General features: G+C 63.3%; 12 protein-coding genes and 1 tRNA gene. 6 read left to right on the forward strand and 7 right to left on the reverse strand.

The genetic code is table 11. The features are described from left to right. Window position 1: 1 nt before the first annotated feature. The 3 genes from MHM97_RS02210 to MHM97_RS02220 are packed head-to-tail and all read left to right on the forward strand — an operon-like array spanning window position 2 to window position 3370. Complete coding sequence (locus tag MHM97_RS02210; protein WP_239319008.1) at window positions 2-1018, forward strand: SIS domain-containing protein; 1017 nt, start codon at window positions 2-4, stop codon at window positions 1016-1018. Further along, window positions 1018-1953, forward strand: coding sequence for a carbohydrate kinase family protein (locus MHM97_RS02215; RefSeq protein WP_239319009.1), 936 nt, complete (start codon window positions 1018-1020; stop codon window positions 1951-1953). Before MHM97_RS02210 ends, MHM97_RS02215 begins: the two co-directional genes overlap by 1 nt. A 10-nt stretch (window positions 1954-1963) precedes the next feature. Further along, on the forward strand, window positions 1964-3370 hold the full coding sequence (locus tag MHM97_RS02220) for a sulfatase family protein (RefSeq protein WP_239319010.1): 1407 nt from the start codon (window positions 1964-1966) through the stop codon (window positions 3368-3370). Between the two features lie 1018 nt (window positions 3371-4388). On the opposite strand, the gene MHM97_RS02225 is transcribed toward MHM97_RS02220, so the two are convergent. The 4 genes from MHM97_RS02225 to MHM97_RS02240 all read right to left on the reverse strand — a co-directional run bounded on the left by MHM97_RS02225 (window position 4389) and on the right by MHM97_RS02240 (window position 8333). Beyond that, window positions 4389-4465: transfer RNA gene (locus tag MHM97_RS02225), tRNA-Arg, on the reverse strand. A 297-nt stretch (window positions 4466-4762) separates the two neighbouring features. Then, complete coding sequence (locus MHM97_RS02230) at window positions 4763-6148, reverse strand: sensor histidine kinase (RefSeq protein ID WP_239319012.1); 1386 nt, start codon at window positions 6146-6148, stop codon at window positions 4763-4765. Between the two features lie 28 nt (window positions 6149-6176). Next, the gene (locus MHM97_RS02235; protein WP_239319016.1) at window positions 6177-7592 is read right to left on the reverse strand and encodes a dihydrolipoyl dehydrogenase family protein; all 1416 of its coding nucleotides are present in this window, start codon (window positions 7590-7592) and stop codon (window positions 6177-6179) included. A 3-nt stretch (window positions 7593-7595) separates the two neighbouring features. Then, window positions 7596-8333 (reverse strand): TVP38/TMEM64 family protein, encoded by a 738-nt coding sequence (locus MHM97_RS02240; RefSeq protein ID WP_239319017.1) that lies wholly within the window; start codon window positions 8331-8333, stop codon window positions 7596-7598. A gap of 406 nt (window positions 8334-8739) precedes the next feature. Here MHM97_RS02240 and rpmH point away from each other — a divergent pair, with 406 nt between their 5' ends. From rpmH to yidD, 3 genes are all read left to right on the forward strand, one after another. Then, entirely contained in the window at window positions 8740-8874 is a 135-nt protein-coding gene (gene rpmH / locus MHM97_RS02245) for a 50S ribosomal protein L34 (RefSeq protein ID WP_005980833.1), read from the forward strand. Between the two features lie 32 nt (window positions 8875-8906). After that, window positions 8907-9374, forward strand: coding sequence for a ribonuclease P protein component (gene rnpA, locus MHM97_RS02250; RefSeq protein WP_239319026.1), 468 nt, complete (start codon window positions 8907-8909; stop codon window positions 9372-9374). A gap of 166 nt (window positions 9375-9540) precedes the next feature. Beyond that, window positions 9541-9795, forward strand: a complete 255-nt coding sequence (gene yidD, locus MHM97_RS02255; protein WP_239319028.1) for a membrane protein insertion efficiency factor YidD — start codon at window positions 9541-9543, stop codon at window positions 9793-9795. Window positions 9796-9924: 129 nt separating this feature from the next. On the opposite strand, the gene MHM97_RS02260 is transcribed toward yidD, so the two are convergent. The 3 genes from MHM97_RS02260 to hemN all read right to left on the reverse strand — a co-directional run bounded on the left by MHM97_RS02260 (window position 9925) and on the right by hemN (window position 13632). Beyond that, entirely contained in the window at window positions 9925-10731 is an 807-nt protein-coding gene (locus tag MHM97_RS02260) for a formylglycine-generating enzyme family protein (protein ID WP_239319030.1), read from the reverse strand. Window positions 10732-10823: 92 nt separating this feature from the next. Then, entirely contained in the window at window positions 10824-11972 is a 1149-nt protein-coding gene (gene nirK / locus MHM97_RS02265; RefSeq protein WP_239319032.1) for a copper-containing nitrite reductase, read from the reverse strand. Between the two features lie 304 nt (window positions 11973-12276). Continuing rightward, on the reverse strand, window positions 12277-13632 hold the full coding sequence (gene hemN / locus MHM97_RS02270; protein WP_239319033.1) for an oxygen-independent coproporphyrinogen III oxidase: 1356 nt from the start codon (window positions 13630-13632) through the stop codon (window positions 12277-12279). Window positions 13633-13634: the final 2 nt, after the last annotated feature.

A 13634-nucleotide genomic window follows, 5' to 3' on the forward strand; every position in this document is an offset into this window, starting at 1 on the left:
CATGAGCAAAGGTATCGACCAACTGCGCACAGAAATGGCGCGGCAACACAGTGATGCGCTGGCCTCTTTGCGGGCAGCGCGGGACAGTGCAAGGCCCATCGCCGAGGCGCTGCGCGCGCGGGGGCGATTGGTGCTTCTGGGCATGGGCGGCTCGCACTGGATCAACCGTGCGGTGGGGGATTTTTACCGCGCCGCCGGGCTTGATACGACGGAGCATGTGGTTTCGGAATACATGCGCGCACCGTTGCCCGGTGATCCCGCAATGTTGGTCACCTCGCAATCGGGCCGCTCGGGCGAGGTGCTGCACCTGATCGAGCGCGGGATGGTGAGCCCCGTGGCCTATGGCCTGACACTTGAGGCGGACAGCCCGCTTGCGACGGAACTGCCCTCCCTTGTGGGCGTGGGCGGGCGCGAGCTTGCCTATGCCGCGACACGCTCGCAGCTTATCACACTGGGGCTGCATGCGGCCATTCTTGAGGCCTTGGGGCAGGATATCTCGGCCGCCGAGGTCGCTCTTGCGGCGGGGGCACCGTCGCGTCCGGCCGAGGCCGATGCCGCTATTGACCGGTTGGTCCCTGCACCCGTTGCGATCATGGTCGCAAGGGGTGGCGGGGCGCAGGGGGTGATGGACGCCGCCGCGCTGTGCCTGATGGAAATCGCCCGCCTGCCGGTTTTGGGGCTAGAGGCCGGGCAATTCCGCCACGGCCCGTTCGAGATGATCGACCAAGAGAGCGCGGTGATCCTGCTGCGCGGTCAATGCCAGGACCGCGACGACCTCTCGCTTCTGGCCGAGGAATGTGTGGCGCACGGGATCGCGCCGATCATTATCGATGCTTCGGGGCGGGCTCCCGTGCGCGGTGCGCTTACCGTGCCGCTCACCCCGCAAAAGGGCCTTGCTCTGGCGGTTGCAGCGCTGCCGGTGATTCAGGAGATCCTTGTCAGCGCCGCCGCGCGCCGCCTGCCTGATGCGGGCCTGCCGCGCCGGTCTTCCAAGGTTGCCAGCGCCGAGGTCGCCTGATGAAAGCCGCACCATTCCCCATCGCTGTCATAGGCAATGCCAATCTGGATCTTGTGGGTGGGCTTTTGGCTGACTGGCCCGAACAGGGGACCGAAATCTTCCTGGACCGCGCAGACAGCCGCATTGGCGGCTCCGCGGCCAACACGGCGCTCGTATTGCAACGGCTTGGTGCTGTGTCGGGGTTGATCGCTTCGGCCGGTTCGGATGCGGTCGGAACCATGATAGCAGAAGCCTTCGCAGCCCCTTTGGACCGGATCGCGCGGGTTGAGGCCCCCACGTCTGTCACATTCGGCCTGCTGCATCCGGGCGCAGAGCGCACCTTCTTTTCGACACCCGGCCATCTGGATCGTTTCGACATGGCGCAGGTGCGCGCGGGGCTGGCCGACTGGCCCCTCGACGGGGCTCTGGCGATGATGTCGGGAGCCTTTGCACTGCCAGCCTTGACGCGGGACAGTCTGTCACTGATGCGCGACTTGCGCGCGCGGGGGGCACAGATCGCCATCGACCCGGGCTGGCCGGGCGGCGGCTGGACAGACACGACCCGTGCGCTGGTGCAGGGCTGGATCGCCGAAAGCGCCTTGGTGCTCATCAATGACAAAGAGTTGGTGGGCCTGACCGGGGCAAACAGTGTCGAAGGCGGGCTCAACGCCATGGTAGGCCAGCTGCCGGAGGATTGCGTGCTGGTGGTCAAATGCGGGCCGGACGGCGCGATTGCGCTGCGCGATGGGGAGACTTTCTCCGCGACAAGCCCGCGTGCCGATATCTTCGACACGATCGGCGCGGGGGATGCGTTCAACGCAGGCTTTTTGGCAGCCCTTCAGGTCGGGCTGGATCTGCAAACCTGTCTGCGCGCAGGCAGCGCTGTGGCCAGCGCTGTGATCCGGATTTTTCCACGCAGTACGGGCACGTTCCAGCTGTCCGAGCTTCTGGCCTAAGGAGAGCGGCTTGAACATACTTCTCCTCATCGCAGATGATCTGGGCCGCATGACGGGCTGTTATGGTGAACCTGCAATCCGCACGCCCCATATTGATGCGCTGGCCGCACGCGGCACACGCTTCGACATGGCCTTCACCTCAACCGCGTCCTGCTCGGCCAGCCGCTCGGTTATCTATACCGGCCTTCACACCCATCAAACGGGCCAATATGGCCTGCACCACGATTACCACCACTTCATGACCTTCGCGGATGTGCCCACCGCGCCCGCGCTTATGAACGAAGCCGGCTATCACACGGGCATCATCGGCAAGGTCCATGTGGGCCCGTCCGAGGTGTATCCCTGGACATACCGCGCAGAAAGCGACACCCGTGATGTGGGGTGGGTCGCCCAGAAGGCAGGCGCCTATTTCAGCGATCGCCGGGCCGACGGGCAACCGTTCTTTCTGACCATCGGCTATGTTGACCCGCACCGCGACGAGACCCGCGGCGGGTTCGGCAACGACGCATTCGGGGCCGAAGACCCAGTTTTCGCCCCCGAAGACGTACATGTTCCGCCTTTCCTGTCCGATTTGCCCGAGGTGCGCAACGAACTGGCGTCCTATTACCGTTCGGTCCATCGGCTTGACCGAGGGGTGGGGCAGGTGCTCGACGCGCTCGACGCGGCCGGCTTGGCCGAGGAGACGCTGGTGGTGTTCCTGTCGGACAATGGCGCACCGTTTCTGAACTCAAAGACCACACTCTTTGATGCGGGCGTGCACCTGCCGCTGATCATTCACAGGCCTGGTCAGAGGGCAGGTGTGGCCAACCCCAATCTTGTGTCCTTCACCGATCTCCTGCCGACCTTTCTGGATGTTGCAGGGGCCGAGACATCACAGGGCAAGCGGCAAGGCCGGTCGCTGCTGCCCATCCTCGAGGCAGCGGACATGCGGCCCGGTTGGGACATCGTCTTTGGTTCTCACACGTTCCATGAAATCACCAACTATTGGCCAACGCGGTTCCTGCGCACCCCCCGCTACAAGTATCATCGCAATGTGGCATGGCAGCTGGACTTCCCGTTTTCTGGCGACCTTTATGGCTCACTTTCCTGGCAAGGCATCCGGCGCGTCGATCCGGTGATGATCGGGCAAAGACCCCTGCGCGATTATGTTCGCCGGCCGCCAGAAGAGCTTTACGATCTGGAGGTCGACCCACAGGAGGTCCACAACCTCGCCGAAGCGCCCGAACATGCCGAGCGGCTGTCGGAGTTCCGCCGACAAATGGAGGATTGGCAGCGCGACACACGCGACCCCTGGCTTTATCGCGACGGTGTGTCGGTTATGGCGGTAGAACATCACCTGAATAACGGCTTGCGGCTGCCCGACCGGTTCGATTTCGATCCCGACAGCCCCTACGACCACAAGCCGAAATCGAACTGAAACCGGCCTCACGACGTTCGCTGTATTCGCTTCACAAATCTGGCTGGGTTCCCTATTTGCGAGCAGGCATCTTTAGGCATCGCACAGAACAACCTCAGTAAGCAGCCTGCAAACACGCAAGATTGCCTCATGCACACATCGAGGAAAGGCCAGATTGTCCGGCTCGATTATGGCTGCGACCTTTGGAGTTGTCAGTGGTTGGTGCCCAGAACAAAGCAAATGACCGCAAAGCGCACAAAGCAACTGCGTGCGCGAACGCAGCGGATTTCGACCCGCTCAGTGGACGATGGACGGTATTGGGCTGCCACAGGCGCAGCGAACGGCGGCTTATTTCGGTGCTCGTGCAGCGTGGGACCGCCTCCCAGTTCATCGAAACCAAGACTTTGCAATGGTCGATATCTGCGCTTCCCTGTCATTCGACCAGGGCGCAGCATTGTTCACGGCAGTTGTCCCAAGATGAATATCCGGTTCAGGGAGTTTGGCCACAAGCGTTCGCGCCCGCAGCAGGTTCCTCGCTGAGCCTGGTGCGAACGTCGTGATTGGGGCAGGCTGCGGCCATTGGTGCGGGTATCAGCACTAGCGGTTCGGTCCCGCAACCTGTGAACTCAGTTTTCAATATTGAAGGATCGCAACACGGAGGCGGGGCTGATGGCCCTGCCGCTTCTGTTTTGTGGGCCAGTGGGATTTGGACAAGCCAAACGCCCCTGGCCGTCCGGGAGAGGGCGCTGCCCTCCCCCTCGGGCAATCCGATCAGACCGAGCCGTGTCCTCGGCTACGCCTGCGGGCCGCACCAACCCGGTCGAATAGCATTGCCTCGCCCCCTCCCGCGTTCGCCCGCCGCTGGAAACTTGCGGCAGATCAGCAGGAACAGGCGACATCAAAGTCTGTTCCTGCAAATCAGCCCTGATTTTCCAAAAGGAAGGTCAGATCAACGCAACAAGCCACACGGCAAAAACAGTGGATTGGGTCAGTGTATGATGCCTAGGTCAATCTCGTCTGACGTCTTGCATTCGAGAAGTGGCGGACCGAGGAGGATTCGAACCCCCGACCCCTTGATTCGTAGTCAAGTACTCTATCCAGCTGAGCTATCGGTCCACTGAGGGCGGGGTTTATCTCTGCGCTTCGGTGGGTGCAACCCCAAATCATAACTTTTTTCGCGGGGAGCTACGCGGCGCCTTCAGGGCATCCGTGACCCGGCAGGGGCTTGCCAACGCCTGGGGGGCGCATCCCTGACCTTGCCGCGCCGGTCTGTGGCCCGTGGTGGGCGGGTGGGCTGTTGATCCCGACCTGATGCGAACGGGGGGCAGGTGGAGCCGACGGCAGAGCGCATGTGCGTTAAAAACCAGCGTGGTCATGGGCGGCGTCAAGGGGCGCGGGCGATGGGGGCTGAGCTTAGACTGCGCCGTCGCCCTTGGGCAGGCAGATCTCGAAGACGGTGCCGTCAGGGCCGGTTGCGCCGAGGCTGAGCTGACCACCGTGCCCCTTGACCAGTTCGGCGGCAATCGCCAGACCGAGACCGGAGCCGCCCTTGCGCGCCCCGCCCTGGAACGGGGTGAAGAGATTGTCCTGGGCTTTCTTGGGCAGGCCGGGGCCGTTGTCGGTGACCAGTATCCACCAGGCATCGTCCTGCTCGCGCAGGGATACGGTGATGCGCCCGTCACGACCTGTCGCAATGATTGCCTGACGGGCATTGCGCACGAGGTTCATGATCACGCGAAAGATCTGCTCCTTGTCACAGCGGATCATGGTCGGCAAAGGAACCGCGTTCACGATCTCGACCATCACGTCGGAGGCAACGAGGTTCTCGCTTTCGGCGATATCATCGACAATCTCACTGAGGCACACCCGGCTGAATGTGGGCGCAGGTTCCTCCGCACGGCCAAACGCCAATGTGCCCTCGCAGAGGGACACCGCGCGGGTGATGGAGTTTACCAGTTTGGGGGCCAGCCGCCGCACAAGGGGGTCTTCGCTCATCTCGATGCGGTCGGTGAACAGCTGGGCCGAGGTGAGGATATTGCGCAGGTCATGGCTGATCTTGGCGACTGCACCGCCCAGTTGCGCCAGCCGTTCGCGTTGCTTCAGCGCATGGGTCAGCTCGGTTTGCAGTTTTTGCAATGCCTCCTCGGCCTCGCGCAGTTCGATCACGCCTGCCTTTGGCGTGATGATGCCGCGGGCATCTTCGGGCGCGGCGGCGTATCGCTGCATGTAGCCGATGACGCCCTTGATCGGCTTCACCAGCACCATCCGGACCGCGATGAACAGCAGCACGGCTGTCAGAACCGAAATGACCGCCGACAAGACCAGAATTCGCAACCCGTAGTCGATCATGGTCATGCGCAGCGGGCCGGTTTCCATCGTGATCTCGATCAGAAGGCCGGCATCACGCACCGGCGCGCCAATCACCCGGATGATGTCGTTTTGCGGCGTGGCGAGGCGCATCATCGCATCACCGATCAGCGTGAAGGCTCCGGCGTCGCGCAGGTCGAAGGTGCCGCCGATGGGGCGCGGAATGGGGGAGGACAACACCAGCTGGCGCATCTCGTCGCGGCGGAGCACCACGTTGTAAACGCCCGCGTTTTCCAGCAGTTCGCGCTCCAGATCGCTTTCGATCATATCATCTGCAAGCAAGGCCAGCGATGCGATCTGCGCGCGTTCCAGGCGATCTTCGAGATAATCCTGACGGAAACGGGCGATGGAGGGGACAAAGATCAGGACTTCGGCCAACATGACGAAGACCGTTGTCAGGATCAGGAATCGGCCCGAAAGCGTGTTTAACATGCGTCCCCGTTTTCGTCCCGGTGGTGTCTCAGGGTAGCCAGCGCTGTACCAGACGGACAACCCGCTTTATGCCAGCATTCTCAAATAGTCTCGGGGAGAAATACGCGCCTGCGACCCGTTTGTTAAGCTCCGCGATCGTCGGATAAGGCGCAACCATTGCGGCCATTTGGCTCATCTTCATGCGATTTGCGATGGCCAGTGACCAGGTTGCGATCAATTCACCTGCCTGGTGGCCGGCAATGGTGGCCCCGACGGGGCGTCCCCTGACCACCATCACCTTGATGAAACCGGCGGTCTGGCGCGTGGCGATGGCGCGGTCGTTGTGGGTGTAGTCGAACCGGGCGACCTCCAGACGGTCCCCGTATCGGTCGCGGGCTTCGGTCTCGGTCAGCCCGACCTGTGCAAGTTCCGGATCGGTGTAGGTCGCACGCGGGATATGATCGGTTTTGATCTTGGCGGGCAGGCCAAACAGCAGCGTGCGAATGACGACACTGGCGTGATAGCCCGCCAGATGGGTGAACTGCCCCTGGCCGGCCACATCACCGATGGCATAGACCTTTGGGTTGGTGGTGCGCAGGCCCGCGTCGACATGAATGCCGGCAGGGGTGACCTCGACATCTGACACTTCCAGATCGAGCCCTTCCGTATTTGCCGTACGCCCGACCGCCACCAGGAGGTGAGAGCCGGTGACAGGGCCTGCGCCGGTGTCGACAACGATCTCTGTCCCCTGTTGTCGCACGGCCTCTGCCGCGGTCTGTTCACGGATGTCGATGCCGTCGCCGCGCAGACGGTCAAGCACCAAGGCTGCCGCTTCGGGGTCGTCCCGACCCAGTGCCCTCTGCGCCTCTAGGACGGTGACTTTGCTGCCCAGGCGACAATGGGCCTGCGCCATCTCCAGGCCGATGGGGCCGCCGCCGATGATAATCAGATGTGTCGGGCGTTCCTTCAGGTCCCATAGTGTTTCATTGGTGAGGTAGGGGACATCCTCCAGCCCCGGAATCGGCGGCACCAAGGGGCGGGACCCGGTTGCAATCACAATCCGGCGGGCTTGGATCCGGGTGCCTCCGGCTTCGACCTCTGCGGGGCTGACGAAGCGGCCTTGGGCGCGGATCACGCGGACACCGAGGCTTTCGAACCGCTCCTGGCTGTCCACGGGGGCGATGGTGTCGATCACCTGCTGCACGTGGTGCTTGGTGGCGGGATAGTCCACCTCGGGGGCGTGGTTGGCGACCCCAAAGGCCGCAGCATCCGCCTGCGCATGGGCGACATGGCTTGTGGCCAGCAGCGCCTTGGAAGGCACGCAGCCGTAATTCAGGCAGTCGCCGCCCATCTTATGCGCTTCGAGCAGGATCACATCCGCTCCCATCTGGCTTGCGCCCGCAGCCAGCGACAGGCCGCCGGATCCCGCGCCGATCACCAGAAGATCACAGGTCGTGGTGTTCATGGATCAAATCTCCGTCTTGCCGCGGATGGCCTTAACCAGAATGGGCAGGGCCGCCAGTGCGCAAAGCCCGAGGATGGGGCCAATCACATGCGGCTCCCAGAACAGGGTGAGGTCGGGTGTTTCGCCCCGATCAAACACATCCCCGAGCCCGACACCGATCCAGGTGAAGACAATGGCGCCGGGGATGATGCCGACAGCGGTGGTCCAGAAGAAGTTCCAGAGCTTCACCCCCACCAGCGCGGGCAGCAGGTTGGCCACAAAGAAGGGCACAGCCGGAACCAGGCGCAGAAGCAGCAGAACCTCGATCTCGGTGTCGTGAAGGGCGGTTTTCAACCGTTGAATGCGGCCTCCGTTGGCCTCGATCCGGGCAGCGAGGGTCGCGCCCAGTCCCCAGCGCGCCGCCAGAAAGATCCCGATCGCCCCGATGGTGGCGGCCGCCACATTGAAGATCGTGCCCGCAAACAGGCCGAACAGGAAACCACCGGTGACCGAGGCAACCGCTGCGCCCGGCAGCGAGAAGGCGACGATCACGATATAGGCGGCGAGGAACGCCAGCACCAGTGCGGCATAATTCTGGTCCCGGAACGCCAGCAGGTCCGAACGGTTCTCTTTCAGGGTCTCGAAGGACAGCACATCTCCGAGCGTCATCGCCCCCACAAGCGCAGCCAGCGCCAGGAGGGCAAAGGGCACCTGCCGAAGCCATCGCTTCTGCGGAGGGGGAGAAGAGGGGTTGCTCATCATGCTCAGATCCTTTTGGGCGCACGGCGCCGGGGCACCGATGTCTCTGTCTTGCTCTACGTCGAAGATGCGGATCTGGCGAGGGCGGTTCAGCCACTCTCACGCCCGCTTGAAGCCATGGCGCGGTTTCGTGATGATCCGGGCCTTCGGGGACGGGAATTGAAACATTTGTGTTCTGGTGATTCCCTGTGGGACAAGAGCAGGCTGTCAGGCACGGCTGGCGGAGGTCATTTGATCACGCCACGCGCCCTCGTTGCTGTTTTTTGACAGTTTTGTGGCGCCGGGGACGGAAAATGCGCCCATTGGGTTTGACAGGAGGGCATCCGGGGTCTAGAGACCGGGCTTCGAGATAGACCCCGGGGGGCGATTCCGCGCCGTACCCGATGACAGACAATTGGAGACCGGAGCGATGAAACGCACCTATCAGCCTTCGAACCTGGTTCGCAAACGCCGCCACGGCTTCCGTGCGCGTATGGCCACCAAAGCAGGCCGCAAAATCCTGAACGCACGCCGCGCACGCGGTCGTAAGTCCCTGAGCGCATAAGTTTCGCGCTCAGACGACCGGTTCTGACGGATATGACACCGCCGGAGGCTCCCATGGACGGCAAAGCTGACCAGGGAACACAGCCTCCGGCGGTGTCCGTTTGTGCATCTGCCACCGTCAAGACAAGCCGTGCCCCGCGCCCATCCAAACCTGCCAAGATTCGGGCGGGCATGGAACTCTTGACCAAACGCGGTGATTTCCTCGCGGCTGCGCGTGCGCGCAAACAAGGCACGCGGTCGATGATGGTTCAGGGCCGCAGGCGCGGCGATGATGGGCCGTTCAGGGTTGGATTTACCTGTTCCAAGAAGGTCGGCAACGCGGTCACCCGCAACCGCGCCAAGCGCCGCCTGCGCGAAATCGCGCGACTGCTGTTGAAAGAACACGGCAAACCCGGCTGGGATTACGTGCTGATCGGACGCGCCGGAGAAACCACGACCTGCCCCTTCGATCAGATGCAACGCGACTTTGTCTACGCGCTGCGCAAGATCCACGGGGCCTGAAGGACCGGGGGGCTCCCGCCGGGGGGGCTCCCGCCCGTCGGACCAGCATTGAAAATGCAAGTCCTCCCGTTGGGCCCGGCGCCGCTGGCGCGGCGCGGCCTCTGGTGGATCGCCCTGCGCTTGCCGCACTGTTGCACCTCTGGTCACTGCAACCTATCTGTTGCGTATGCAATTGTTCGCCCGCCTCATTGCCTTGCCCGTGCGTGGCTACCGGCTGCTCTTCAGCCCCTGGGTCGGTTTCAACTGCCGTTACCAGCCCACCTGTTCGGCCTATGCACTAGAGGCGCTGGAGCGGCACGGTCCCATCAAAGGCACATGGCTGATGCTGCGCCGGATCGGCCGCTGTCATCCTTTCGGTGGCGCCGGCTATGATCCGGTGCCCGGCGCTGATCCGGACCATGACCACCGCTGCGGGTCCTGAGGTTTGGGGCCGCGCCGGATTTCAGGCTGTCAGGGACCCATTGGCGGCGACCCTTTGGCGACCCACCGTGTATGGGGGACCACCACGCCTGTGCATCGCAGGCCATGCGACGTCGTCGGCACGGGCAGATCAGTTCTGCCGCACCAGGCGGAAACCGAGATGATCGGGCGGCAAACCCACCGCACAGCCGCCCACGCTGGCATCGCGGATGAAGTCCACCACCGCAGCCCTGTGCAGCCCACCGGCGATGCGGACACCGCAATAGGTCTCCGGGTCCAAAACCAAGCCATCCGCCCGCAGGCGCCCGCTCCAGACGCAGCCGTTTGTCCATTCCCAGACATTGCCGGCAACATCCGCGAGGCCAAAGCTGTTCTCGCCAAAGCCACCGGCGGGGCGCAATCGGGAGGTTGCCGTGCCGCGCAGCAGCAATCCTCGTTCATAGCGCGCGAGCATCCGGTCCCCGGGATCGAGTTCTGAGCGGTCCGCTTCGGCATCGCCCCAGCGTTCGGCGGCAGCAAGTTGCCATTCGGTTTCTGTGGGCAAGCGCCAGTTTTCGCCGGTGCGCTCAGAATACCATGTGGCAAAGGTGGTGGCGTCCTGCCAGTTGACCTGCGTTTGCGGCAGCGCGCTGTCGGTGCTGTTGCCGGTGCCGGTGCCGGGGGCGGCAGCGCAGACCTGATCCGCCACGCAGGCGCGATATTGCCTCCGGCTGACCTGATATTTCATGATCTCGAACGAGGGCACTGCCACCGTGACGGGTCGTGGGGTGCCAGCCTTGCCCGCGTGCGAGAAATTCCCCAGCGGTGCCCAGGCGACTGTGCCGTGCGGGATCTGGATCAATGGGGGCGGCGCAAATGGCGGCTCCTGCCGCGCCGGCCAAAGGGTCAGAGCAACCGCGACGCCAACTGCCGCACAGGTCAGAATGCGGGCCTTCATCCGGGGCACCTCCGTTCAGCGAGCGCGACGGTCGGGTTTCCGACCGCCGGCTCCTGTGTGATCGCGTTGACTGTGCGACAGCGCCGCACGGGTCACGGCAGCGCGGTCTTGCCTTCGTAGGCGGCGTTGTATTCGACCGGCGCCTGTACCTGTTCCATCAAGTCATTGTCCCAGTCTCCATCCACCACCACATGGGCTGTCGCCCCGAGATTGACCGCTTCGATCAGATTGTGGTTCACGTAGGCGTAGACGCCCGGCTGCAGGAATTCGTAGAGCGCGGCCCCCGCCGATCCGCCCCGGATGAACCAGGTTTCAAGGTCACGTTCCGGTGGGTTGTTGAATTTCCCGGTCTCCCACACGAGGTCGCCATGCCCGCCGATCAGGTGCGGACGGCTGTCTCTGTTGGCCTGGCTGTGCACAAACAGGATCTTTTCTCCCTGCGAGGCGTGCAGCGCATTGTCCCCGGTGAGCGCGCCGACCTTGCCATTGAACACGACATGGCTGGGGATCAGACCGTTCATGACGTTCAGCGTATCGGGGTAACTGTCTCCGATGTCCTCGAAACGTTTGTAGTCGCCGTCGGCGTCCTTCGGGATGTAAAAGTCGTTTTCGCCGATGTAGAACACACGATCATAGCGCACAGCGGCGCCGTTTTCGTCGGTCAAGCCGCCTCTGGGCAGCACCATGATTGCGCCCGACATGCCGCTGACGACGTGCCATGGGATCATTGGTCCACCGGGGGCGCAGTGATAAACGAAGGTCCCGGGGCGGGTTGCCTTGAAGCGCAGCGTTGTTTTTTCGCCCGGGTTCACAAGCGTAAGAGACCCGCCACCCAGCGCACCGGTGGCCGCGTGGAAGTCGATGTTGTGCTGCATCATGTTCTCTGGTGAGTTGTAGAGCGTCAGCTCCACGTAGTCGCCTTCGTGCACCACCATGAGCGGCCCGGGGATGGACCCGTTAAACGTCATGGCCTGAAGATAGGCCCCGTTGTCGACCTGGACTTCCTTTTCGACGATCTGCATGTCGAATTCGACGATGCGCGGTTCGGGTGGCGCGACCTGCTCGTGGGCGTGCACCATGGGCGGGCGCACCAGCTTGTGTTTAATGCGCTTCAGGCTCGACAGATCGACTGGCGCTGCCATCGAGGTGTCCATGATTTCTTCGGCTTTGGCTGCCTTTGCGAGGACGGGGATTGAGGCCAGACCGGCGGCTCCCATCAGCGCGGCTCTTCTCGTCAGCATCGTCAAGTTCCTCTTTGCTAGGATTGCTGCTGGAGACGAGTCTAGAGCCTGTGCCCCGTCGGAACGTTGCGCCAGAGCAAGCTTTGGCGCTCGTTTCACGCTGGCAGACGTGGGGCAAATGTAGGCGATTTCGCGGGCCTCGGCGCGTCGGCTGTCGGCCAAGCCGGCCCGCAGGATGCCCCGCGACCCGCCACCCCGGTGCCGTGGTGATCCGACCCGCGCCCCTGTGCGACCGCTTGGGGGCTTTGGGCGCAGGGCGGGCCGTTGTGTGCCCCAGACGTCTGTCAGCAGAGGTTCCCGCCCGTCACGAGGCCTGACTGTAGCGCGCACCGTCCGGATTATAGCTGTCGAACGCGCCTGCAACGATCCGGGTCAAGGCACGCGCCTCGGGCGTGATGATCAGCCGGTCGTCCTCGATGTACAGAAGATCACCGAACCGCTGCGCGATTGCGTGCATCTCGGCGCGTAGCTGATCGGCGCGCGTGCCGAAACGATGTCGGAGCAGGGGCAGGTCAAGGCAGAAATCACACATGATCATCTCGATGGCCCGCGCGCGCAGCAGATCGTCATCGCGCAGTATATGGCCGCGCACACCCGCAAGCTGCCCGGCCTCGATGCGTTGCGTATAGGCAGGGGTGGCCGGTGCGTTCTGGACGTACCCCGACGGCAGCCGCGAGATCGACGACGCCCCGAGCCCGATAAGCGTTGCACAGGTGTCATCGACATAGCCCTGAAAATTGCGCCGCAGATGGCCTGTGTCGGCCGCGCGGGACAAGCTGTCCGCGGGGTGGGCGAAATGGTCGATACCGATGCTCTGGAACCCCGCGTTGCGGAACCGCTCAGCGGCCAGCTCCGCAAGCTGATATCGCGCCATCTCCTGAGGCAAGGCGGCCTCGTCGATCAGCTTTTGCCGTTTGGACATCCAGGGGACATGGGCATAGCCGAACAGTGCAATGCGGTCGGGAGAGAGCGCCAGCACCTTGCTCACCGTGTCCTGCAGGCGGGCAGTATCCTGATGGGGCAACCCATAAACCAGATCGGCATTGAGCGAGGTGATACCTGCGGCACGCAAATCCGTGACGCAGGTCTGCGTCTCTTCGAAGGACTGCTGCCGTCCGATCGCGTGCTGCACCAGCGGGTCAAAATCCTGAATGCCGATGCTTGCGCGGGTCATGCCTTCGGTTGCAAGCGCGTCGATCTTGTGGCGGTCCACCATGGTCGGGTCGATTTCGACCGAGAATTCGCAATCCTCCGTTGGAGGAAACACTGCTTTTACCGCCCGGGCCAGCCGACGGATCAGATCTGGCGGCAAAATCGTGGGGGTACCGCCGCCCCAATGCATGCGTCCCATGCGCAGCCCTGCCGGCAAGCTGGCCTTCACCAAGGCCAGTTCCTGCTCCAATGTCCCGATGTAGCTTTCGACGGGTGACAGGCTCTTTGTGCCCTGCGTGCGGCACGCGCAGAACCAGCACAATCGCTCGCAAAAGGGAATGTGGACATAAACCGACACTGGTTCCGTCGCCGGAAGCGCGGCAAGCGCCTGCGCCTGAAACGGCGCACCGACCTGCGGTGCAAAGACGGGTGCGGTCGGATAGGAGGTGTAGCGGGGCACCCGGGTGTCAAAGAGCCCGAGGCGTCTGAGGCGATCAAGATGTTTCATGC

It is taken from the genome of Epibacterium sp. Ofav1-8 (assembly GCF_022348185.1).
GTDB lineage: Bacteria > Pseudomonadota > Alphaproteobacteria > Rhodobacterales > Rhodobacteraceae > Epibacterium.

What these genes read in the sequence shown, in the direction of transcription:
- MHM97_RS02235 (WP_239319016.1), bottom strand. Translation starts at nt 7,592, where the DNA reads ATGAACACCACGACCTGTGATCTTCTGGTGATCGGCGCGGGATCCGGC.
- MHM97_RS02240 (WP_239319017.1), bottom strand. Translation starts at nt 8,333, where the DNA reads ATGATGAGCAACCCCTCTTCTCCCCCTCCGCAGAAGCGATGGCTTCGG.
- yidD (WP_239319028.1), top strand. Translation starts at nt 9,541, where the DNA reads ATGCAATTGTTCGCCCGCCTCATTGCCTTGCCCGTGCGTGGCTACCGG.
- rnpA (WP_239319026.1), top strand. Translation starts at nt 8,907, where the DNA reads ATGACACCGCCGGAGGCTCCCATGGACGGCAAAGCTGACCAGGGAACA.
- MHM97_RS02210 (WP_239319008.1), top strand. Translation starts at nt 2, where the DNA reads ATGAGCAAAGGTATCGACCAACTGCGCACAGAAATGGCGCGGCAACAC.
- MHM97_RS02260 (WP_239319030.1), bottom strand. Translation starts at nt 10,731, where the DNA reads ATGAAGGCCCGCATTCTGACCTGTGCGGCAGTTGGCGTCGCGGTTGCT.
- nirK (WP_239319032.1), bottom strand. Translation starts at nt 11,972, where the DNA reads ATGCTGACGAGAAGAGCCGCGCTGATGGGAGCCGCCGGTCTGGCCTCA.
- hemN (WP_239319033.1), bottom strand. Translation starts at nt 13,632, where the DNA reads ATGAAACATCTTGATCGCCTCAGACGCCTCGGGCTCTTTGACACCCGG.
- rpmH (WP_005980833.1), top strand. Translation starts at nt 8,740, where the DNA reads ATGAAACGCACCTATCAGCCTTCGAACCTGGTTCGCAAACGCCGCCAC.
- MHM97_RS02230 (WP_239319012.1), bottom strand. Translation starts at nt 6,148, where the DNA reads ATGTTAAACACGCTTTCGGGCCGATTCCTGATCCTGACAACGGTCTTC.
- MHM97_RS02215 (WP_239319009.1), top strand. Translation starts at nt 1,018, where the DNA reads ATGAAAGCCGCACCATTCCCCATCGCTGTCATAGGCAATGCCAATCTG.